This is a genomic window from Kibdelosporangium banguiense, assembly GCF_017876405.1.
GTDB classification, from domain to species: Bacteria; Actinomycetota; Actinomycetes; order Mycobacteriales; family Pseudonocardiaceae; genus Kibdelosporangium; species Kibdelosporangium banguiense.
Window position 1 is genome coordinate 12322571 of record NZ_JAGINW010000001.1, and the last position, 22349, is coordinate 12344919.

The 22349-nt window shown below is 66.2% G+C and carries 21 protein-coding genes; 11 read left to right on the forward strand and 10 right to left on the reverse strand.

All coding sequences use genetic code 11. The features are described from left to right. Nucleotides 1-11 precede the first annotated feature (11 nt). Nucleotides 12-845 carry a PPK2 family polyphosphate kinase gene (locus JOF56_RS55135; RefSeq protein ID WP_209647500.1) on the reverse strand — a complete coding sequence of 278 codons (834 nt, stop codon included), beginning with the start codon at nt 843-845 and terminating at the stop codon, nt 12-14. A 140-nt stretch (nt 846-985) separates the two neighbouring features. Here JOF56_RS55135 and rocD point away from each other — a divergent pair, with 140 nt between their 5' ends. After that, a complete protein-coding gene (gene rocD, locus JOF56_RS55140; RefSeq protein ID WP_209647501.1) occupies nt 986-2203 on the forward strand; it encodes an ornithine--oxo-acid transaminase in 1218 nt (405 codons plus the stop codon). A gap of 100 nt (nt 2204-2303) precedes the next feature. Then, nucleotides 2304-3041: a hypothetical protein gene (locus JOF56_RS55145; RefSeq protein WP_209647502.1), complete on the forward strand. Its 738-nt coding sequence runs from the start codon at nt 2304-2306 to the stop codon at nt 3039-3041. 154 nt (nt 3042-3195) lie between these two features. Here the strand turns inward: JOF56_RS55145 and JOF56_RS55150 are convergent, their stop codons facing one another. The 5 genes from JOF56_RS55150 to JOF56_RS55170 are packed head-to-tail and all read right to left on the reverse strand — an operon-like array spanning nt 3196 to nt 8133. Then, nucleotides 3196-3387, reverse strand: coding sequence for a DUF397 domain-containing protein (locus tag JOF56_RS55150; RefSeq protein ID WP_209647503.1), 192 nt, complete (start codon nt 3385-3387; stop codon nt 3196-3198). Further along, the gene (locus JOF56_RS55155) at nt 3369-4223 is read right to left on the reverse strand and encodes a helix-turn-helix domain-containing protein (protein ID WP_307855715.1); all 855 of its coding nucleotides are present in this window, start codon (nt 4221-4223) and stop codon (nt 3369-3371) included. The genes JOF56_RS55150 and JOF56_RS55155 overlap by 19 nt, the downstream gene beginning before the upstream one ends. Before the next feature lie 37 nt (nt 4224-4260). Further along, nucleotides 4261-4947, reverse strand: a complete 687-nt coding sequence (locus JOF56_RS55160; protein WP_209647504.1) for a ceramidase domain-containing protein — start codon at nt 4945-4947, stop codon at nt 4261-4263. Nucleotides 4948-4990: 43 nt separating this feature from the next. Beyond that, nucleotides 4991-6517 carry a phytoene desaturase family protein gene (locus tag JOF56_RS55165; RefSeq protein WP_209647505.1) on the reverse strand — a complete coding sequence of 509 codons (1527 nt, stop codon included), beginning with the start codon at nt 6515-6517 and terminating at the stop codon, nt 4991-4993. After that, nucleotides 6514-8133: an ABC-F family ATP-binding cassette domain-containing protein gene (locus tag JOF56_RS55170; protein WP_209647506.1), complete on the reverse strand. Its 1620-nt coding sequence runs from the start codon at nt 8131-8133 to the stop codon at nt 6514-6516. The genes JOF56_RS55165 and JOF56_RS55170 overlap by 4 nt, the downstream gene beginning before the upstream one ends. A 69-nt stretch (nt 8134-8202) precedes the next feature. Between JOF56_RS55170 and JOF56_RS55175 the strand changes: the two genes are divergently transcribed. Together JOF56_RS55175 and JOF56_RS55180 are read left to right on the forward strand one after the other, a co-directional pair. After that, on the forward strand, nt 8203-8886 hold the full coding sequence (locus JOF56_RS55175) for a phosphatase PAP2 family protein (RefSeq protein ID WP_209647507.1): 684 nt from the start codon (nt 8203-8205) through the stop codon (nt 8884-8886). A gap of 59 nt (nt 8887-8945) precedes the next feature. After that, nucleotides 8946-9161, forward strand: coding sequence for a hypothetical protein (locus JOF56_RS55180; RefSeq protein WP_209647508.1), 216 nt, complete (start codon nt 8946-8948; stop codon nt 9159-9161). Here the strand turns inward: JOF56_RS55180 and JOF56_RS55185 are convergent. Continuing rightward, nucleotides 9158-10162: an ABC transporter substrate-binding protein gene (locus JOF56_RS55185; RefSeq protein WP_209647509.1), complete on the reverse strand. Its 1005-nt coding sequence runs from the start codon at nt 10160-10162 to the stop codon at nt 9158-9160. The genes JOF56_RS55180 and JOF56_RS55185 overlap by 4 nt on opposite strands. 453 nt (nt 10163-10615) lie before the next feature. Beyond that, nucleotides 10616-11635 carry a cell division protein ZapE gene (gene zapE / locus JOF56_RS55190; protein ID WP_209647510.1) on the reverse strand — a complete coding sequence of 340 codons (1020 nt, stop codon included), beginning with the start codon at nt 11633-11635 and terminating at the stop codon, nt 10616-10618. 24 nt (nt 11636-11659) lie between these two features. Here zapE and JOF56_RS55195 point away from each other — a divergent pair, with 24 nt between their 5' ends. Continuing rightward, entirely contained in the window at nt 11660-12397 is a 738-nt protein-coding gene (locus tag JOF56_RS55195) for a pyrimidine reductase family protein (RefSeq protein WP_307855716.1), read from the forward strand. 1 nt (nt 12398) lies between these two features. Then, a complete protein-coding gene (locus JOF56_RS55200) occupies nt 12399-13475 on the forward strand; it encodes an ATP-dependent DNA ligase (protein WP_307855717.1) in 1077 nt (358 codons plus the stop codon). 2 nt (nt 13476-13477) lie between these two features. On the opposite strand, the gene JOF56_RS55205 is transcribed toward JOF56_RS55200, so the two are convergent. After that, on the reverse strand, nt 13478-14008 hold the full coding sequence (locus JOF56_RS55205; protein WP_209647512.1) for an NADPH-dependent FMN reductase: 531 nt from the start codon (nt 14006-14008) through the stop codon (nt 13478-13480). Between the two features lie 99 nt (nt 14009-14107). Between JOF56_RS55205 and JOF56_RS55210 the strand changes: the two genes are divergently transcribed. From JOF56_RS55210 to JOF56_RS55230, 5 genes are all read left to right on the forward strand, one after another. Then, entirely contained in the window at nt 14108-17143 is a 3036-nt protein-coding gene (locus JOF56_RS55210) for an AfsR/SARP family transcriptional regulator (RefSeq protein ID WP_209647513.1), read from the forward strand. A gap of 6 nt (nt 17144-17149) precedes the next feature. Continuing rightward, a complete protein-coding gene (locus tag JOF56_RS55215; RefSeq protein ID WP_209647514.1) occupies nt 17150-18139 on the forward strand; it encodes an LLM class flavin-dependent oxidoreductase in 990 nt (329 codons plus the stop codon). Nucleotides 18140-18271: 132 nt separating this feature from the next. Continuing rightward, nucleotides 18272-18679 carry a hypothetical protein gene (locus tag JOF56_RS55220; protein WP_307855718.1) on the forward strand — a complete coding sequence of 136 codons (408 nt, stop codon included), beginning with the start codon at nt 18272-18274 and terminating at the stop codon, nt 18677-18679. Continuing rightward, nucleotides 18658-19263: a DUF3558 family protein gene (locus JOF56_RS55225; RefSeq protein WP_209647515.1), complete on the forward strand. Its 606-nt coding sequence runs from the start codon at nt 18658-18660 to the stop codon at nt 19261-19263. Before JOF56_RS55220 ends, JOF56_RS55225 begins: the two co-directional genes overlap by 22 nt. A 6-nt stretch (nt 19264-19269) precedes the next feature. Further along, nucleotides 19270-20730 (forward strand): hypothetical protein, encoded by a 1461-nt coding sequence (locus JOF56_RS55230; protein WP_209647516.1) that lies wholly within the window; start codon nt 19270-19272, stop codon nt 20728-20730. 1 nt (nt 20731) lies between these two features. Here the strand turns inward: JOF56_RS55230 and JOF56_RS55235 are convergent, their stop codons facing one another. After that, nucleotides 20732-22288, reverse strand: coding sequence for an alpha/beta hydrolase (locus JOF56_RS55235; RefSeq protein ID WP_209647517.1), 1557 nt, complete (start codon nt 22286-22288; stop codon nt 20732-20734). Between the last annotated feature and the right edge of the window lie 61 nt (nt 22289-22349).

A 22349-nucleotide genomic window follows, 5' to 3' on the forward strand; every position in this document is an offset into this window, starting at 1 on the left:
CCGGGTCTGGGTCAGCTGGCGCGGACTCTTTCCAGCTCTGTCTCCACGTCGAAGTCCGGTTCGGGGTACTGGGGGTCCAGTTGCTCCAGGGTTTCCAGCAGTAGCTGGGAGACTGCCCAGTTTCGGTACCACTTGTGGTCTGACGGGACTACGTACCAGGGGGCGGTGTCTGTGTCGCAGCGTTGGAGGGCTTCGAGGTAGGCCTGTTGGTAGGCGGGCCATTTTGAGCGGGCGTCGAGGTCGGCTGGGTTGTACTTCCAGTGTTTCTCCGGGCGCAGCAGGCGGGCTTCGAGGCGCTTGCGCTGCTCTTCCGGGGAGATGTGCAGGAAGCACTTGATTAGTGTGATTCCGCTGTCGGCGAGTTCCTGTTCGAAGGTGTTGATCTGGTCGTAGCGGGCCTGCCAGATGTCTTCGGCCACGAGACTGTCGACGCGGGCGATGAGGACGTCCTCGTAGTGCGATCTGTCGAAGACGCCGATCTGGCCGGGGGTGGGCAGCGCCCGGCGGATTCGCCAGAGGAAGTCGTGCCTCAGCTCTGCCCGGGTTGGCTTCTTGAAGGATTTGATGTGCAGGCCCTGGGGGTTGATCAGGCCGCAGGCGTGCCTGATTGTTCCGCCTTTTCCTGACGTGTCCATGCCCTGCAGGACGAGCAGGACGCTCTTCTCGGCGCCTGCGTAGAGGGCCTCCTGCAGCTTGTCGAGCTTCTCGCCGGTGCTGACCAACTGTTTGGCCGCGTTGGACTTGGAGGTTGGGCCGACCGGGAAGTCACCTGGTTTGCCGAGGACCTTGGACGGCTTGCTGCCGGAGCGCACCCGCAGGGCGTCCCGCACCCGATCGATACCCATCCAGGCAGAATAGCGCCAGCTGATCAACTACGCAGTTGGACAATAATCGAAAGCCGTTCAGCCAGATCACGCAACGAATCATCGCTATACGCAACGCCCGATGGATGAAATCGACGCAGGTGAGCGCTTAACCTGTCGGTATGACGCTGACCGCCGACGCCACCACCACCGCGCGTGACCACATCGCGCTCGACGAGCGCTGGAGCACGCACAACTACCACCCGTTGCCGGTGGTGCTCGCCGAGGCGGAAGGCGCCTGGGTGACCGATGTGGACGGCCGCCGATATCTGGACTTCCTGGCCGGTTACTCGGCGCTGAACTTCGGCCACCGGCACCCCGATCTGATCGCGGCCGCCCATGAGCAGCTCGGCCGGCTGACGCTGACCAGCCGGGCGTTCCACCACGATCAGTTCGGGTTGTTCTGCCGTGAGCTGGCCGAGCTGACCGGCACCGACATGGTGCTGCCCGCCAACTCCGGCGCCGAGGCGGTGGAGTCCGCGGTGAAGATCGCCCGCAAGTGGGCCTACCAGGTCAAGGGCGTCCCGGCCGGGACAGCCGAGATCATCGTGGCCGGGTCGAACTTCCACGGCCGCACGACGACCATCATCTCGTTCTCGACAGACACCGTGGCGCGCAACGACTTCGGCCCGTTCACCCCGGGGTTCAAGGTGGTCCCGTACGGCGACGCCGAAGCTCTGCGCGCCGCTGTCACCGACCGCACCGCGGCTGTGCTCATCGAGCCGATCCAGGGTGAGGCGGGCGTGATCGTTCCGCCTGCGGACTATCTTCCCGAGGTTCGCCGGATCTGCGACGAGCACTCCGTGCTGTTCATCGCCGACGAGATCCAGTCCGGCCTCGCCCGCACCGGCGACCTGCTCGCGCTGGACCACTCCGGCGTCCGCGCGGACCTTTACACGTTGGGCAAGGCACTTGGCGGCGGCATCATGCCGGTATCCGCCGTGATCGGCCGCCGCGACGTGCTCGGTTTGCTGCAACCCGGCGAACACGGCTCCACCTTCGGCGGAAACCCGCTCGCCTGCGCGATCGGCCGGGCCGTGGTCAAACTCCTTGCCACCGGAGAATTCCAGGAACGGTCCCGCACGCTCGGTGCCTACCTGCACTCCCGGCTGCGTGAACTCCCAGGCGTCGCCGAGGTTCGTGGCCGTGGCCTGTGGGCCGGAGTCCAGATCGCCCCAGGCGGCCCGACCGGCCGCGTCGCCTCCGAAGCGTTGGCGGAACGCGGCGTCCTGTGCAAGGAAACCCAGGACACCACACTTCGAGTAGCCCCTCCTCTGGTCATCACCCGGGAGGAGATCGACATGGGCGTCGACGCCATCGCCACGGTGCTGCACCCATAAGCATGTGACCGGTTTCAGCTGTGCTTGAAACCGATCGCGTGGACAGGTCACGGCGCGGTATCTGTTTCTACGTATGTCAAACGCAGAACAAGGGGGTCAGATGTCGCGCGTCCTCACACGTCTGTTCGCTGCTGCGGCCACAACCACAGCCTTACTCGGTTTGGCTGTCGCACCTGCCTCGGCGGCAACCACGGCGGTAGCGGCCACTGCAGCGCCTTACCTGGCCAAGGTGGATGGCCAGACAGACGGCTTGGTGTTCCAAGCTGACCAAGCCAACCCATCCACCAACTACCAGTCGCCTTCATACGCCAAGCCTTCCGCGCTGCACCCAGGATGGACAGCCAACCTCGCGAACGTCCGCGCGCAAGTACTTGCCGACCAGACCAACGGGTCGTCAGACGCATCATCACAGACCAACTTCGCGCTTTACGACCGCCAGCAAGAACCGATCGTCCGACTCAACGGTGTCAACACCGGTGCAGGCTGCCTGACAGGCGGCCCGGTATACATCGGTGGCAGCGTCAACCTGAAGTTCTTCTTGCGCCACAACGGTCAGCCGCAAGAGACCGTGATCGAGTACGGCCGGACGTACACGCTCGACCGCGTGCACCCCGGCGACGTGTACTTCCCGGACCAGAACGACTTCCGGCTCACCACCGTGACCCTCAGCAAGCCGCAGAGGTTCGCTGACCTGGCCGCGTATCCGCAGTTCGCCGGTCACACCGCACCTTCCAGGGGCGTCATCGGCTACCGGCTGACCATCGAGCAGCGGGTGACGCCGGACTCCCCGGCGAAGGTCTACGAGTTCCTGGTGGGCGTGTCGGTCTGCAGCGCCTGAGTCCTGGTCAAGCCTCGTGAGTGGTCAGGGTGGTACGTGTTGACCACTCACGAGGTCTGACCTGGGTTTTCCGGGCATAGGCGCTACACGGCGGGTCTTGGGCCGGAGGCTGTACCCAGGTCGCCCAGAACCGAGGGTACAGAAGGCGAACAGGTCACCCGGTCTGATTGGCCTGAAGGAAACCGGTCCAGGCATCGGCGGGGAAGGTCAGGACATCGCCGGTGGGGTTCTTGGAATCCCGGACAGCAGCAATCTCAGGCATACCAGCAACTTCAACACAGTCGCCCTTGTCGCCCGCGTTGCCGCTGTAGCTGCTCTTCCGCCAGGTCAGTCGGGAATTCTCCACGGGTCAGCCTCCGCAGCCAATCGCTCGATCAGCGCACATGACTCAGCGGGGCTCATTGCCCTCGCCTGCACATGGTCGAATGACAGTCTAGCTTCATTCACCTGTTCGAGATTCTCGATGTGCAGAGCGCCTGTCTGATATTCGACGTAAAGCATGGGCGGATCTTCAGGGTCGGGGAAGGTCAGCACATTGAACCCGCCTTGCATCGCACTGTGTGATCCCGCGTTCAACGGCAGCACCTGCAAGGTGACTGTCGGCAGCTTGGTCATCGAGGCGAGAGCAGTCAACTGCTGCCACATCACCTTCGGACCGCCAACCACCCTGCGCAGCACAGCTTCATCAATGACTGCAACCAGCTTCAACGGCCGCTCCTCGCTGGTCAGCCGTTGCTGGCGGATCCCTCTGATCTCGACGCTCCTGTCCACCACCAGCGGATTCGAGCGGTGATGGCCCTGAAACAGGGCACGGATGTATCCGGGTGCCTGCAACAAGCCTGGTATCACCTGCGCAGAGAACTGGCGGACTTCCGCCGCCTCAGTCTCGACATCGAGATACCCCAGGTCCTTCAGTCCATAGGCCGTGTACCAGCGCGGCTTGAGCGCTTGCCTTGTCTCCGCCAGCAAGCCCTCCGAATAACAGTCGTAGAGATCCATCATCGAGCGGACTATGTGGACATTCGCTCTCGTTTCTCCTGTCTCGATTCTGTGCAGGGAGCTTCGGGCCTTGTCCAGTTTTGGGGCGGCGTCGTCGAGCGTCATGCCGGCTTGTTCGCGCAGCCTGCGCAGTTTGGCGCCCAGTTTCCGCCGCAGGAAGGTGGGACGGCTCGGTTCGGTCACGGATACTCCCCTGATGCTCACCCAGAACGAACATCATCTACCTGGGACCCGCAGAACCGGGATTTCCGGCCAGCTTCTGTTGCCAGCGAACTACTGCGGCGTACGTGACGAGGTATAGGACCAGACCGTTGAGTGTGTGCCAGATGTAGTGGGTGCCAATCGGTATGTCGCCGCACAGGGGACCGTCAAGCGTACGGGCTGTCAGCGATACGGCGAATACGAGCGCCGTGATCAGGTACCAGTGCCAATGTTGCTTGCGGTCGGGATGTTTCGAGAAGAACAGCAAACCTGCGAGCACCAGCAATCCGAGCACGGCGGCCAGGTACATGCCGGACAGGCGGAGCGGGAGCAATGCCACCAATGCGGTGAACGCCAGGAAGGCGGGCGCGGCGATCCAGGCTCGGGACCACGGCAGGTCCCAGTACAACCGGGCCCACAGCGCAATGAAATACAGCATGTAGAGCGCGATCGAGCCGCTGTCCAAGGCAACGCCCCAGCGGGTCGCGGTCGTGTGGAACGCGCTGCTGCCGAAGAAGATCAGGAAGATCAGGGCGGGCAGGACGTACAGCTCACCTGCGGGCTTGGCGACGGCGACGCGGCGGATGAACAGCCATGCGGCGATCGAGGCGATCAGGAACGACACGTTGCTCACGGCGTTGAGCGGCTCGCTCCAGAATGAGCCGTCGGTCCGCTCGCAGTAGTTGTCGATGTAGTCCCGCTGCATGGCTCACGAGTACCACGCACACCAGGCCGTGACCAGTGAAGTCTCAGTGAGCTCTCAGCACGGCCATCGCCGCGTTGTGACCAGGGATCCCGCTGACGCCCCCGCCCCGACGAGCGCCCGCCCCGCACAAAAGCACCCGATCGTGTGCTGTCTCCACTCCCCACGTTCCCTGATGTTCATCTTCCGCATACGGCCAGGACAGGTCCCGGTGGAAGATGTGCCCGGCCGGCAGACCCAGCTCGTTCTCCAGGTCGAGCGGGGTCTTGGCCTCGATGCAGGGCCGCCCGGCCGGGTCGTGCCACAGACAATCCTCAATGGACTCGTCAAGCACACTGTTGACCGAAGCCAAGGTCGCCGCGAGAGCCTCGGCGCGGGCCTTCGAGTTGTCGGCACGGAAAAGGCGCGCGGGCATGTGCAAACCGAAGAGCGTGAGCGTCTGCACACCGGCCGCCTGCTCGGCAGACCCGAGGATCGACGGGTCGGTCAGCGAGTGGCAGTAGATCTCGCACGGCGGCAAGCTCGGAATCTGGCCGCGAGCTGCCTCGGCGTAGGCGGTCGCCAGCTGCGAGTAGGTCTCGTTCACATGAAATGTTCCGGCGAAGGCTGAGCGTGGATCGACCCGGCTGTCACGCAGCCGGGGCAGCCTGCGCAGCACCATGTTCACCTTGAGCTGGGCGCCTTCCGGCGTGCCGGCCGGGGACTCGCCAAGCAGCGCAGCCAGCGTGGACGGCGACACGTTGGCCAGGATGTGCCCACCCGACACAGACCTTGAGTCGTCGCCGATCCGGTACTGCACAAGGCCATCCGGGTCGATGGACGTCACCTCGGCGCCGGTCACGATCGTCGCGCCCGCATCCCGCGCGGCCCTGGCCAGCTCTCCCGTCACCACGCCCATTCCGCCGACCGGCACGTCCCAGTCGCCGGTCTCGTTGCCGATCACGTGGTACAGGAAACACCGGTTCTGCCGCAGTTCAGCGTCGTCAGCCGCGGCGAACGTGCCGATCAACGCGTCGGTCAGCACCACGCCCCGAACCGTGTCGTCGGCGAAATTCTCTTCCACGGCAACGCTCAGCGGCTGTTCAAAGAGGACATTCCAGGCGTGGCCGTCGCCGGCTCTCGCACGCAACTCGGCTTTACTGAGCAAGGGCTCGGTCAAAGTCGGGAACACGCGCTCGGCCACGGCCGTGGTCATCGAGTAGAACCGTTGCCACGCCTCAAAGTCCGAAGACGAGCCGGTGATCCGGCCGAAGCAGTCCCGGGTGGCTTCCGTATCGCTTGTGTCGACGAGCAGGCCGTCGGCACCAACTGGGGTATACGACGAGATCCGCCTGCGCCGCACGTCGACCGCCAGCCCGAGGTCCGCGACGATCTTGCGGGGCAGCAGGCTGACCAGGTACGAGTACCGCGACAGCCGGACGTCCACGCCGTCGAAGGCCCGGAACGACACCGCCGCGCCGCCGGGCTCCCCGCGCCGCTCCAGCACCAGCACCGAACGCCCGGCTCGGGCCAGGTACGCCGCCGCGACCAGACCGTTGTGCCCGCCACCGACAATCACGGCATCGTAGTTCATCGCGCGCGCCGAACCCTTTCCTCGTCCCAGACCGGCGCGTCCACTTCGGACACGACTCCGTCCGACCGGAACACCACGAACCGGTCGAACGACCGCGCGAACCACCGGTCGTGCGTCACCGCCACGACGGTACCGGTGAACTGGGTCAAAGCAGTCTGCAAAGCCTCCGCGGAGTTCAGGTCCAGGTTGTCGGTGGGCTCGTCGAGCAGCAGCAGCGTCGCGCCGGACAGCTCCAGCAACAGCACCTGCAGCCGGGCCTGCTGACCGCCGGACAACGTCTCGAACCGCTGGTCGTTGGCGGCCGCGAGGCCGTACCGGGACAACGCGGATATCGCCTGGTCACGGTCGATGCCTGGCCGTCCGGCGTCGCCATGCCACAGGATGTCCACGAGGGTGCGGCCGACCCACTCCGGATGCTGGTGCGTCTGGGCGAACAGGCCCGGCACCACCCGTGCACCCAGCTTGCACACGCCGGTATGGGCCACGTCCTCACCGGCGAGCAGCCGCAGGAAGTGGCTCTTGCCGGAGCCGTTCGAGCCGAGCACCGCGACCCGGTCGGCGAAGAAGATCTCCAGGTCGAACGGTTTCATCAGACCCGTCAGCTCAAGCTCGGTGCACGTGATCGCCCGGATGCCGGTGCGCCCTCCGGACAGCCGGGGCTTGAGCCGCTCCTGCTTGGGCGGCAACGGCGGCGGTCCCGATTCCTCGAACTTGCGCAGCCTCGTCTGAGCCGCCTGGTAGCGCGACGCCATCCCGTCGTTGTACGCGGCCTGCTGCCGCAGGGTGATCACGAGCTGACGAAGCTGCTCATGCTTCTCGTCCCAGCGTTTGCGCTGGTCAGCGATCTTCTCCCAGCGGGCTTCCCGGGCGTCGTGCCACGTGCCGAAGCTGCCACTGTGCACCCACGCTGTCCCCGCCTCGACCGTGACGACGTGCGTCGCCGCGCTGGCCATCAGTTCACGGTCGTGACTGACCAGCAGCACGGCCTTGCCCGAGTCGGAAAGCTGCTGTTCCAGCCAGAGTTTGCCGGGTACGTCCAGGTAGTTGTCCGGCTCGTCGAGCAGCAGCACCTGTTCAGGCCCACGCAGCAACGCCTCGAGTACAAGCCGCTTCTGCTCACCGCCCGACAGCGTCTTCACGCCGCGGTACTTCGCACGGTCATACGGCACGCCCAACGCCGCCACGGTGACCGTGTCCCACAGGACTTCGGCGTCGTAGCCGCCTGCCTCACCCCACGCGGCAAGCGCTTCCGCGTACCGCATCTGCACCGCGTCGCTGTCGTCCTCCATGAGCACCAGCTCGACGTCGTCCAGCTCGGTCGCCGCAGCACGCAACGCCAACGGCGCTGCGGCCAGGAGCAAATCGCGCACTGTGCGGTCGTCCCGTACCGACCCTACGAACTGCGGCATGACGGCGAGACCGCCCTCGACGCGTACGCCGCCGTCAGCTGGCGCAAGCTCGCCACCGAGGATTCGCAGCAGTGTGGTCTTCCCGACACCGTTGGCTCCGACAAGCGCGACGACCGTGCCCGCGCTCGCACGGAACCCGACGTCACGGAAGAGTTCACGCCCGTCGGGCAGCCGGTACGCGAGCGCGCTCGCCTCGAGGAATCCCATTTGGCGAATGGTGCCCGCTGTGCGTGTTTGATCGCGAACGGTTTACCTCGGCATAGTGGAGGTGTGCCCGTGAGGAGACTAGTGCCGACCGGACTGGTCCGTTCGACCGTCGCGATGGCGGTCATCTGTCTGCTGATCGCCGTCACAATGGGCCTGTTGCTGGGCGGACAGCGGGTGGGCACGGCGTTCGACCAGACGGTCTACTGGGCGGTGTACAAGCAGTTCGTCGGTGAGGACGAGTTGCTGCGCGCGATGCTGGTACCCACCGAGCCGGTCCTTCTGGTCGTCGTGATCGGCCTGATCGTGATGGTCGCGGTGGCCCGGCGCCGGCCACGGCTGGCCATTCTCGCGGTCGTCGGTCCGCTCGCCACGGTCACGCTCACCAGTGGCGTGCTCAAGCCATTGTTCGACCGCACCATCAACAACGGCTCGCTGGCCTTCCCCAGCGGTCACACAAGCGGGCTCGTCGCGGTGCTGACGGTGCTTGTGATCGCGGTGGTCAGCACGGTGGGGCCGCCGTGGCGGAAGTCGTTGGCCACGCTCGTGATCGTCAGCGCGACTGTCATGACCGTCGTGGGCGCGACCGCGTTGATCGGCATGAAGTACCACTACGTCACCGACACCGTCGGAGGGGCATGCACGGCTGCGGGGACCGTGCTTCTGGTCGCGCTGGCGATCGACTGGGCGGCGTCCCGGCGGACGCGGATGACGGCAGAACGCGAGCGAACGGCTACTTCCGGGGTGGCGCTGTGAGCGCGTATGCACACCGCGCGTAATGTGACGTCATCGACCACGGCGACGGAAGGACGGCGGTGACCGACACACCGATCTACGACCAACTCCGCCTCGAACTCAGCTCACGACGTTCCGTGCCTGACAGTCCGCCCAAACCGCGGGCCCAGACCGAGCGGGCGCCCGCGAAACCCGTCGCCCCCGCGAAACCCGCTGTGAAGCCGGTCGTGGCCGACACCGAGACGCGCAAGCCCGTCTCGGTGTGGACTCTGGTCAACGCCAACCGCAAGAACTAAGGCGTCGAGGTGGCGGCCATCCGCTCGGTGACGTTCAGCCTGGTCTTGAGGAACTGCTGCTCGAGCATCAGGTCGGCGACGCGCTGCGGCCGGATGGCCAGGGTCGAGCTGGGGAACGCGCCCAGGCTCATCAGCTGGGCGACGTTGCGGCTGACCGAGATGTACTCCGGCAGGACGTTCTCGACCGAGGAACGGTCCAGCGCCCGCTGCTGCGCCTCGGCCAGCGCGGCCTGGAACGCGCGAACCGTGTTCGGGTTCTTGCGCGCGAAGCTGCGAGCACAGGCGTAGCCGGACTGCGGGAAGTCGGCAGTCGGTCCGGACGCCGTGTCCGCGAACAGCACACAGCCGTTGTCAAGCTGCGAACGCGTCAGGTAGGGCTCCACCATCCACGCCGCCGAGACCCGGCCACCGGCAACGGCACCGGCCAGGTCGTCGAACGGGATCTCCTCGTAGATCACGTCGGTGGGCTTCATGTTGTTGGTGGCCAGCACGCTGTTGGTCAGCAGCACGCCGAGACCTTTGAGGTTGTTGACGCCGATCCGCTTGCCCCTGAGGTTGTTGACAGTCTTCAGCGACGTCACAGCGGAGTTGGTGACCAGCCCGGTGGTCCGCGGGCCGGCCTGGTAGGCCTCGCCGAGCACCACCCAGTCGGCGTTGTCGGCGATGTTGAGAAAGATCGTCACCCAGCTGTCGAAGGTCACGTCGGCCTGGCCGTTCTCCAGGTCAGGCCGCTGGTCACCGGTCAGCTCCATGGTGACGAACCTGGGCTTCAGGCCGTACTTGGCGAAGATGCCCTCACGCTCGGCGACGAACAGCGGAGCGGTGTCAGTGACTTTGAGAACACCCAGCCGGATCTCCGGAACCTCGGGTGTGCCGATCGAGGATCCCGCGTTGTCACTACACGCGCCCAACGCGAACGCGCCCATACCTGCCATCCCCGCAAGCAACGTGCGGCGGCTCAGCGACCCCGATTCCCGGAGCGTTTCCACAGGGCGTCTCAACACTCGTTCCTCAATTTTCTTCTGCCCCCTCGAATACGCACCACTGCGTGTGTGGTCGGCACCTTAAACGACAGGCTAACTCGCCGTAACCTACTATCGATCGGGCCCATGCAGTCCACTCATGCTGGCCCGTAGGTACTAACACAGTATCACCGACGGAAGCAACAGAAACCGATCTTCGCATGTCAGCGCCATAAGATGATCTTCGTTGGAAAATTACCATTTAAATGGTACATGACGAAATAGATCAACTGGCCCGCTTGGGCGCGTAACCGATCGAACACGCTGAGAACATATCTGTGATCAATTGTGGAATGCGACGAAAACCACAGCACAGGAACTGTGAAGTAGGTAGTTCTACCGCCACGTAACAATTGTCCACCCGGCCGGGCCGAGGCCTCTGACGTGCCGTTTTTATTGAACCTTTACCAGCAACCGCGTCTTTGGCCGTACCTACCGCGAGGCGTCGCGGGCCAGCGCGGTCAGCCGGCTGATCGACCGCAGGTACTTCTTGCGGTACCCGCCCCGCAGCATCTGCTCGGTGAACAAGGCCGACAGCGGCTTGCCGGACACGGCCACCGGCACAGCGCGGTCGTACAGCCGGTCGGCCAGCGCGACCACGCGCAGAGCCACGTTCTCGTCCGGCACGGCGGTCAGGCCCTTGATGTGCACGGCCGGAACACCCGCGACGAGCTTGCCGTACCGCGACGGGTGCAGCTTCGCCAAGTGCGCACACAGGTCCGTGAAGTCGTCCACTGTGGCCCCCGGAATGGTGGCGGCGTGGGCGTCGATCTCAGCGTCCGACATGGGATCGGGCGCGTCCGGCAGGCCCCTGTGCCGGTAGTCCGGGCCGTCCACCCGCACCACGGTGAACCGCGCTGAGAGCGACCGGATCTCGCGGATGAAGTCGTCGGCGGCGAAGCGGCCCTCCCCCAGCTTGTCCGGCAGGGTGTTCGAGGTCGTGGCCACGTGCACGCCCGCGTCGGTCAGCTCGGTCAGCAGCCTGGAGACGAGTGTCGTATCGCCTGGGTCGTCCAGCTCGAACTCGTCGATGGCCAGCAGGCGATGCTCGGACAACCGGCGTACGGCCTCCGCGAAGCCGAGCGCGCCGACAAGGTGCGTGATCTCCACAAACGTGCCGTACGCCTTGGCTGTCGACGGAACGGCATGCCAGATCGACGCCAGCAGGTGCGTCTTGCCGACCCCGAACCCGCCGTCCAGGTAGAGCCCCAGCGGTTCGGCCGGGGCCTTCTTGCCGAACATCCGCCCGAAGAACCCGGTGTTCCGCTCCGCGCCGACCCGCGCGGCGAACGCCCGTCCGGCTGCGACCGCCGCTGCCTGCGACGGCTCGTCCGGGTTGGGCACGTACGTGTCGAACCGGACTTCGGCGAACCTCGGCGGCGGTGTGAGGGCGGCCACCAGCTCCTGCGCCGCGATCTCCGGATGGCGGTCTACCAGGCGTGGAGCGGACATGCCGGGCATGTTCTCATTGCACCCGTGCAGACCCTCTGGCCGGACCCCGACCCTGGCGAACTGACCGACCAAGCGCTCGAGGAGATCTACGCCTACCCGGCCCAGCTCGACCGGCCCTGGGTCCAGGTCAACTTCGTGACCAGCCTGGACGGCGCAGTCACGGTGGCCGGGCGCTCGTCGGGTCTGTCCGGCCCGGGTGACCAGAAGGTCTTCCACATCCAGCGTGACCTCGCTGATGTCATCCTCGTCGGCGCCACGACCGCGCTGATCGAGCGCTACCGTGGCCTCAAACACAACGAGGTGCGCGCCGAGCGCCGGGCACGGCTCGGACTCGCGCCACTGCCGCCGGTCGCCGTGGTCACCGGCAAGTGCTCGATCACCCCGGATTCACTGCTGATCAGCGACGCCATCGTGCCGCCGATCGTGCTGACCTGCGAGGCCGCGCCCGGCCGGGACGAGCTGGCCAAGGCCGGTGCGGACGTGGTGGTGGCCGGCGACGAGCACGTCGACCTGACCGCGGCACTCGCCGCGCTGGGCCAGCGCGGGCTGTACCGGGTCAACTGTGAGGGCGGGCCGCGGCTGTTCGGCGGCATGATCGCGACCGATCTGGTCGACCAGCTGTGCCTGACGATGTCGCCGTTGCTCACCGCAGGCGACGCGGGCCGTATCGCCAACGGTCCGGTGCTTGCCGAGGCACGCCGGATGCGCATGGTGGCGGCGTTGCGGGATGACGACTTCCTGATGCTGACCTATCGTCGCTGAAGTGCTGACTCCCCCGGTCAAACCGATGCTCGCCAAACCGGCGGGCAGCATCCCGGACGGCTCGGAGTTGATCTTCGAGCCGAAATGGGACGGGTTCCGCTGCCTGGTGTTCCGCGACGGCGACGAAGTGGTGCTGCAGTCCCGCTCGTCCAAGCCGCTGAACAGGTACTTCCCCGAAATGGTCGAGCGGCTGACAGCGGGCCTGCCGTCCGGTGTCGTGCTGGACGGCGAACTGGTCGTCGGCCGCAACGGACGGCTGGACTTCGACGCCTTGTCCGAACGCATCCACCCGGCTGTAAGCCGCGTGAACATGCTCGCCGAGACGACGCCCGCCACGTTCGTGGCCTTCGACGTGCTGCAACTGCCGTCCGGGCCGGTTCTCGACGAGCCAGGCGCCAAACGCCGTGACCTGCTGGTGGATCTGGTGTCCGGCACCGACGCGGTCAGTCTCACCCCGGCCACTCGGGATGCGGACGTCGCACGGCAGTGGTTCACGTTGTTCGAAGGCGCAGGCCTGGACGGCGTGATCGGCAAACCTGCGGACGGTCCGTACACACCGGACAAACGGACCATGCTGAAGTTCAAGCACTCCAGGACCGCGGACTGTGTTGTCGCAGGCCTGCGCTGGTACAAGGACACTGAACCAGGCACATCGGTCGGGTCGTTGCTACTCGGGCTGCACGACCACAACGGCACTCTGCACAGCGTTGGTGTCGTGGGGTCGTTTCCCAAGGAACGGCGTGTGGAGCTCGCCTCCGAACTGGCCTCGCTGATGGAAGGCGGCGCCGAGGGGCACCCGTGGCTCGGTGAGATCGCGGAGGGCACCCGCGTGCCAGGCGAGATCAACCGGTGGCGCAGCGCCCAGGCCAGTTGGGTGCCGCTGCGCCTCGAACGGGTCGTCGAGGTGTCGTACGAACACACCGAAGGCGGCTATCCCGGCCGGTTCCGGCACACCGCCCAGTTCCAGCGGTGGCGGCCCGACCGTGAGCCTTCATCGTGCGACTACACCCAGCTCGACGAACCTGCCCGCTACGACCTCGACGCTGTGCTGAAAGGCGAGGTCCGGACCCGGGACTGAGATCAGACCGGCACCCGGGCCATTGCGCTGAGGTCGTCCAGCAGGAGAGTGAGCGTCACCTGGACTGCTGGGTCACGCAACTGCCCGGTCGCGTCGAAAGCCGTGTCGGCGCGTGGAACGCACAGGCGTCGCTCGACAACCTGCGCCCCGCAGACGCCCAGCACCTTGCGCAGGTCCTGCTGGGACCAGTCGGCGCCGTAGTCGCTCGGGCTCACTCCCACGACCGCGACCGGCTTCCCGGTCAGGGCGCATTCGCGGTGCGGGCGTGACAGCCAGTCCAGTGCGTTCTTCAACTGACCTGGGATCGAGGCGTTGTACTCCGGAGTGGCGATCAGCAGGGCGTCCGCACTCGACACCTCAGCCTTCATGGCCTGCACAGCCTGCGGCGGCTCGTCCTCGTGGTCCTCGCTGAACGGTGGCACGCCGGCCAGCCCGGTCCACAGCTGGATATCGGTCAGTCCAGCCGCCGTGCGCAGCAGCTGGGTGCTGTACGAACCGGCGCGCAGGCTGCCGGAGATCGCCAGAATCTTCATGATCGATGTCCTCTCGCTCTCGGTGATGCACTCACCGTGCGGAACACCGCTTACGGTGTTCTTCCCATCCGCTTACCGCCGCACGGATAGGCTGCGGAAATGCGGTTCGATGTGCTCGGTCCGCTCACGGTGCGGACTGAGGCCGGGGCACCTGTCACCGTCCCTGGGGTCAAGGTGCGTGCCCTGCTGGCTGTCCTGCTCGTACACCGTGGTGAACCGGTCTCCGCGGACAAGCTGATCGACGAACTGTGGGGAGACGACCCACCGCGTAACGCTCCGGGCGCGTTGCAGGTCAAGGTGTCGCAACTGCGCAAAGCACTGGGTGGCCGGGAGCTTGTCGTCTCCCGGCCGTCGGGCTATGTGCTGGCAGTCGGTCCGGAGGCGGTCGACGCTGACATGTTCGCCCGTCTGATCGCTGACAAACGTCCTTCGGAGGCACTGAAACTCTGGCGTGGGCCTGCCTTCGCGGACTTCGCCGACGAGCCGTTCGCCCGTGAGGCGATCATGCAACTGAACGAGCTACGGCTGTCCGCGTTCGAGGATCATGCTGAAGCACAGCTTGAGCTCGGCCAGCACAGCGCGCTCGTTGGTGAGCTGGCCCGGTTGGTGGAGCAGAACCCGTTGCGGGAGCGGCTATCCGGCGCGTTGATGCGAGCGTTGTACCGATCTGGCAGGCAAGCCGAGGCGCTGGAGCACTACCGCGTGCTCAGCGAACGGCTCTCCGAGGAGCTCGGGGTGGATCCCAGTCCGGACCTCGCCCGGTTGTACCAGGCGATCCTGCGTCAGGATTCAGCGCTCGGCGGGCCGGTTGGATCGAACCTGGCCGCGCCCGTGGCCGACCTGATCGGCCGGGCGGAGGCGGTCGCCGAGGTGCATCGCCTGCTTGGCACAGCCCGGTTGGTGACACTCACCGGCGTTGGCGGTGTGGGCAAAACCCAACTCGCGCTTGAGTCCGCGCGTCACCGGGACAACGCACGCATGGTCGAGCTGGCTGGGTTCGACCGCGTCGGCGCGACGCCCGACTCGCTGGCGGAGCTCGTGAGCTCGGCACTCGGCATCCGCGACGACGCCACGTCGCCAGGCGACGCCGGATCCGCTGAGCAGCTCGCGGAAGCCTTACGGCCCAAGCAAATGCTGCTCGTGCTGGACAACTGCGAGCATCTGATCGAACCTGTGGCCGAGCTGACCGAGCTGCTGCTGAGGTCCGCGCCCGCCTTGACCGTGCTTGCCACAAGTCGTGAACCGCTTGGTATCGCAGGAGAACAGCTCTGCCCAGTCGCGCCGCTGGCCCTGCCCGAGGATGACATTCATCAGTCTCCAGCGGTGCAACTGTTTGCCGCACGTGCCGCCGCGCTCACGCCGAGCTTCACGATCACGCCCGACAATGCGCTCGCCATCGCCGCCATCTGCCGACGGCTTGACGGCCTTCCGTTGGCACTCGAAATCGCCGCCACTCGGGTCCGTGTCCTGGGCGTACACGACCTCGCGTTCCGGCTGGAGGACAGATTCCGGGTGTTGACCAGCGGGCACCGGACCGCGCCCGCACGCCAGCAGACGCTCCGTGCGATGATCGACTGGAGCTGGGATCTGTTGTCCCCCAACGAACGCGCGGTGCTGCGACGGTTGGCGGTGCACGCCGAAGGCTGCACTCTCAGCTCGGCTGAGGCCGTCTGCGCCGGAGCGGGTGACGTGCTCGACTTGTTGGCTCGTCTGGTGGACCGCTCGCTCGTGATCACGACCGAGAGCGCTGCAGGCGTCCGCTATCGGCTGCTGGAGACCGTCGCCGCCTATTGCCGTGAGCGCCTGGTTGAGGCGGGCGAGGAGGCCGACGTGCGGCACGCGCATGCCTGTTACTACGTGGAACTCGCCGAACAAGCCGATGGCCAGTTGCGTGGGCATGATCAGCGGCTGTGGCTGGAGAGACTCGACGCGGAGGCAGGCAACTTCCGTGCCGCACTGGCCACAGTGGTCCGTGAGAACGCCGCCGGACTCGGGCTGCGGCTGGTCAATGCTTTGTCCTGGTACTGGTTCCTGCGAGGCAGGTACCAGGAAGCGCATCGGGCCATCACGAACGTCTTGTCGATCGACGCGCCCGCCGCTGAGCGAGCCGTCGCACAGACTTGGCAGATCGTGATCGCTTTCCTGAAGGGCAGCGAGAACGCGCCTTTGGAGCACGCTGTCCTCGGTCTGCACGACGATCCGGCGGCGCTGGCTCGTGCGCAGTGGTTGCTCGGTTTCGTCGGGCGTTCCGGCTCACCGGACGCCGCGGCGCGGATGATTTCCCAAGCCCTGCCGGTGTTCCGGTCACTCGGCGACCAATGGGGACTCGCCGCTGGACTGGGCACGCTCGCCGCTATCGCACTGATGCGCGGTGACCTCGCCGCGGCCAGGCGGGACGCCACCGCGGCCATGGAGTTGTTCGGCGAACTGGGTGACCGGTGGGGGCGGATCCAGACCACGGAGATCCTCGGACAGCTGGCCGAGATCGCCGGGGACCAGCAGACGTCCGGCCAGGTGCAACGTGAGGCGTTGCACCTGGCCGAAGAGTTGGAGCTCTGGCCGTTCGTCGCGCAACAGCTGTCCCGGATGGGCCGGCACGCCCTGCTCGTCGAGGATCACGCGGCAGCCAGCGAATTCCTCGAACGGGCACTGCGCGTGGCCGAGGCGCATTCCTACGAAGCAGGCATCAACCTCGCCCGAGGCGGTCTGGCGATGCTGGCCCGTCGGCAAGGCCGGTTCGAAGCCGCGGAAGAGCTGCTCCGTTTGCTGCTGGAGTGGGAGCGCCGGATCAACTACGCACCCGGCATCGCTTTCGGGCTGACCGAACTCGGCTTCAACGCCGAGCAGCGAGGTGACGCGTCCACGGCACTGGCCTTGCACAGCGAAGCACTCTCGACCGCTCAGGCAACCGGCGACCCACGAGCGATTGCGCACGCGATGGAAGGTTTGGCAGGCGTGCATGTCCTGACCGGAGACCACACTCGTGCCGCGCAACTGCTCGACGCAGCTGCCGCGGCGCGCGAGTCTGTCGGCTTCCCGCTGCCCGCGGCCGAACGCGGCGATGTGGACCGAATCACAGCTTCGATACGTGCCGCGCTCGGCACCGGGAATAAAGCGGAGCCACCCGCCGTTTAGCCCGGTATGGCCATCCCTTACTCCGTGCTCGACCTCGCCACCGTCGGCGAAGGCGCGACGTCGGCACAAGCCCTGCAGGACACGATCGACCTGGCCCGCCGCACCGAGGACCTGGGCTACACGCGGTTCTGGGTGGCCGAACACCACAACATGCCCGGCATCGCCAGCTCGTCCCCGCCGGTGCTGATCGCGCACATCGCCGCCGCCACGTCCCGCATCCGGGTCGGCTCAGGCGGCGTAATGCTGCCCAACCATGCCCCACTGGTGGTCGCCGAGCAGTTCGGCATGCTCGAAGCCTTGCACCCCGGCCGAATCGACCTCGGTCTCGGCCGCGCACCCGGCACCGACCCGCGGACCGCGCAGGCCCTGCGCCGCTCCCCCGCGCCGTTGTCCGCCGACGACTTCCCCGAGCAGCTCAGCGAACTCATCTCGTACTTTTCGGTTGACCCACAAGGCATCGCGGCCATCCCCGCCGCCGGAAACCAGCCCCCGATCTGGCTCTTGGGCTCAAGTGGTTACAGCGCACAGCTTTCCGGCATGCTCGGCATGCCCTTCGCCTTCGCCCACCACTTCAGCGCGCAGAACACGTTGCCCGCCTTGGCCCTGTACCGCCAGAACTTCCGCCCGTCAGCCTCGCTGGAAAAGCCGTACGCCATGGTCGCCGCCTCCGTGATCTGCGCCGAAACCGACGAACAGGCCCAATACCTGGCCGGCCCAGGCGCACTGTCCTTCCTCAAACTCCGTTCCGGCCGCCCAGGCCTGATCGCCACCCCAGAGGAAGCGGCCGCCTATCCGTACTCACCATTGGAGCGCCAGATCGTCGACGACCGCCTCGCCTCCCAAATCATCGGCAGCCCCGAAACCGTCGAACGCGGCATGGAAAAACTGCTCGCCGAAACCGAGGCCGACGAACTGATGATCGTCACCATGGTCCACAACGCCACCGACAGGCAACGTTCCTACGAACTCATCTCCAAGATCCGCGGCATCCACTAGATCGATTAGATCGCCCGATCGAGTGATCCCAGTGCCAATTGGAACCGAATTGACCCAAATCCGCTCACAGTGAGGATTGGGCCGATCACTCCTTGATACCGTGCCCCCGGGAGGCTTCGACGAGGGGGCCACGTGTACATCGACAACGACGGCGACAGTGGCGAGATCACATGGGCCTCCATCGGCGAAAGCATGGCGAACTTCGCCAGCATGGCCGCCGACGGCAGCTTCGAGGTGAACGCCGTCGGCGGCAAAGCCCTGCTCGGCGCGATCGGCAGAATGCAGGACTGGGTGGATGGCCAGAGTGGCGACCTGCGGTACCTGGAACAGGAACTGCCGTTGGGAACCAGCCATGCCGCACAGATCATGAAGCCTTATGTTCAGCAAGTCGCGACCGACAAGCAGGGTTTCCTGACTGTTCTCCGGCAGTTCCGGGAATCGCTGACCAAGGCGGAGCAGGGAATTCGGACCGCCATGGCGAACTATCAAGCCACCGAAGAAGCGAACGAATCGACGCTGTGCAAGGGTGGGCCGCAATGAAGAGAACCATCCATCACACGATCCTCCTGGTGGCTCTCCTCACAATGGGCTCAGTGTCATGTTCCAGTGAAACAAATGGCTCGCCAAGTGCCACCGACGCGACGTCCTCCGCCGCTCGGCCGACCCTGCCTGGCGGTGGCGGCAGCACGACTACCGGTGCCAAGAGCACCGGCAACGGCACGAGCAGCCTGACCACGGACATCGACCCCTGCAACCTGCTCACCCCTGCCGACACTGCTTCGCTCAACGTGGCTCAGGGCAACCGCGAGGATTCGAGTTCCGGCACATCGCGCCGATGCGTGTGGACATCTGCCGGCTCCTTCACCATGGACGTGGCGATTTTCGATATTCGCGGGATCAAGGACGTCGTGGCCAGTGGGCAGATCCAGCAAATCCCCAAAATCGGCCGGCATGAGGCAGTCCAGTCATTCGGCGGTGTCGACTCGTGTGCGATCAGCATGGCGATCACTGAAACTTCACGCGTGGACACCTCCGCAGCAGCGCACGGGGATGCTCAAAAGTCCTGTGAAACAGCACTGAAGGTGGCTCAGTTGGTTGAGCCCAGATTGCCGGGTGGGAGCTGAGTCGTCATGGCGCCGAGGACGTCGGATACTCGCGGCGAGGTGCAGCAGCAGGTTGAGCACGATGTGGACCGCGAGATCGAGAACAAGGGGACGTGGGCGAAGATCTTCGCCACGATCACGCGTGATCACACTGCTGGGGAGCGGGTCGACAATCAGATGGCGGATCAGGCGCGCGCCTTGCGGGAGGGTGTGGAAGTCAGGCCTGGGCCGGCTTTGCGGTGTTCGAACTATCAGGCCTGTTCGCATTCCGAGTTGCAGAAGATGGTTACCGAGGATGTTGATCCTGGGGTTGTCGGCGATATGGGTGAGCTGTGGATCAATGCCGGCAACCGGATGTCGCAGTTTCAGATCGATGTCTCCAAGGCGATCCGCGGTAGTGAGGCTGACTGGCGCGGGAAGGGTGGCGATTCTGCCCGGAAGTTCATGGCGGATGTCGGGGACTGGGTCGGTCGGGCCGGGACGAGCGCTCAACTGGCGGGGACGCAGACCCAGCAGTACTCGGCGGCGCTGGCCAATGCCAAGAACAGCATGCCCGAGCCGGTCGCCTTCGATGTTGACCAGGCCAACGCCGACCTGAGCCGGACCACCGACCCGATTGCCTACATAACCAAGTACTCCTCCTACATGGCTAAGTACGAGCAGCAGCAGAACGCCCATCAGCAGGCGGTGCAGGTCCTCGGTATGTACGACGGCACGCTGGGTGGGTCGAGCACGATGCCTGCGTTCACGCCGCCGCCAGCGATGAGTGGGGACACCCCTGGTGAAGGCGGGACTCCTGGGGACGGGCGGATTCCCGGCGGTGGCAGCCCACCGATCCCTGGTGGGCCGGGCGGTATCGCCTCAGTCACAGGGAACGGACCTGGTCCGGGTGGGAGCGGCACAACAACTTCAGGAAGCACGGCTCCAGGCGACACAAGTCCGGGCGGAACGACTCCGGGCGGAACGGTTCCCGGGCCCCAAGGGCTCGGAACCCAAGGGAGCGGGACCGGGACTCAAGGGGCCGGGCCAGGCGGTCGGCCAGGTGGATTTGGCAACCCCGGAGGCAACAACCCCGGAAGCGGCAACCTGACTGGAGGCAGTTCGAGCGGAAGCAATCCTGGGGCCGGTTCGGGTGACAGTGGCTTGGGCGCCGGGTTTGTACCGGGCGGTGGCTCTGGGTTCGGCGGAGGTGCGGGCGGCGGGCGTGGTGGACTCGGATCCGGTGGCGGCGTGGGAGGGCCGGGAACGGGCAGCGGCCGTGGGGTGGGTGCGGGTGGTCAGGCGGGAACTGGTGGCTCCGGTGCCGAACAAGGGCGCGCAGGTGCGCGTGGTCCGGCAGGCGTGAGCGGTGTGGGTGGCATCGGTGCCGGGCGTGGACAAGGCGGCGAAGATGACGAGCATCAGCGACCGTCCTATTTGGTCGAACCTGACCCGGACAGCATTTTCGGCAGTGACGAGATAACGACGCCACCTGTGATCGGCGGCTGAATCACGGCGGGCAGGCGGTGCCTGCGGCTGGGATTTTGCCTTCGATGAAGAAGGCGCGTACTGCGTCTGTCGCGCACGGGGACGAGCCTAGGGCGCCGTGGCCTGCGCCCTGCCAGGAGATCAGGACTGAGCTTGGGAGTTGCTGTGCTGTGCGTTCGGTGCCTGGTTGAGGGGTGACGGGGTCGCTGGCTGTGCTCAGGACGACGATTGGGGGCAGGTTGCGGCCGCTCAGGGCGAGGGGTGGCTGCGCTGCGACTGACCAGGCGCTGCACAACACCAGGTTCTGGGCCATGACGCCGCCGAAGAGGGGGTAGCGGGAGCGCCAGTCCTTGGCTGTTGTGTTGAGACGCTCGAGGGCGAGCCGCGTTTTGGTGTCGTTGCAGCCGGTCACCAGGCCGACGTCGAGCATGGCTGGTTGGTCGCGGCTGTCGGCGATGATCGGCTGGATGTAGAAGCGCAAGGCGTTGCCGTCGCCTGCGCGGGCCTTGGCGATGGCGTCGGCGAGGGCGGGCCAGGCAGCGCGGTTGGCCAGGCCGACGAGGGTCGCGCGAGCCGCGGAGCCGGATGTCAGGACGGATTCTCCGGCGCTGGCCGGCCTGGAGCGCAGGCCGGCGAGTGTGTCGAGGAACGCCTGTTTCGGGTCGGGACCGAGTGGGCAACCGCGGGCGACACAGTCTTTGGCAAACTCCGCGAACGTTGCCTCGGCGCCGGTGGCGACGCCCTCCATGGTCACGAGCGAGTCGCCGCTCGGGTCGGGCAGGCCGTCGAACACCATCCGGCCGACTCGGTCGGGGAACCTGTCGCCGTACACGCCGAGTACCCGGGAGCCCTCGCCGACGCCGATCGCGTTCAGCCGCGGCACGCCCAGGCCTTCGCGGATCTTCTCCAGGTCGGCCGCGGTCCGCCAGGTGTCCATCGCGTAGAGCCGGTTCTCCAGGCCGGTGATGCACTGCTGGCCGGCCTTACGCACGGCGTCGAGCAGGTCTTCGAGGTCCTCGGCGGCCGGATCGGAGTTCACGATCTCGGTGCGGATGTCGTCCTGGATGCAGCGCACGGGTTCGGAGCCGGCGGAACCACGGCGGTCGACGCCGATCACCGAGAACCTGGCCAGGAAGTCGGCCGGCAGCATCGAGGCCAGCCGGGCGGCCCGGACCGTGCCCGGCTCGCCCTGGATGTCGCTGACCACCAGCAGCGGGATCTTGCCCGTGCCCACCTTCAGCAGGCTCAGGAACAACCGGCCCCGGCCGGGCAGGCTCGGCGAGTCCAGCACGCTCATCACCTTCGTGCACTGGGTGTTCGGCTGTTCCGGCACGTTGTAGGTCGCCAGGCGGTTCTTGACGACCGGTTCGCATTCGTTCCAGGCGACGGTCGACCGGGCCGGATCCTCCAACGGGGGCAGCGGCAGCTTGGTGCCGGAGCTGACGGGCGGCTCGACCTGCTGCAGCGGGCCGTCGTTGACCACGATCGCCGGACGGTTCGACGGCGCCGCAGTGCACGCGGTGGTGATGGAGGCGACTGCCGCGAGCAGCACAATCCCCCGGCGCGACAAGGTGCCCATGCATCACACCCTGGCACGGCGTTCGTGAGACCCCGGTGAGGGTCGAGTGGTACCCGCGTCC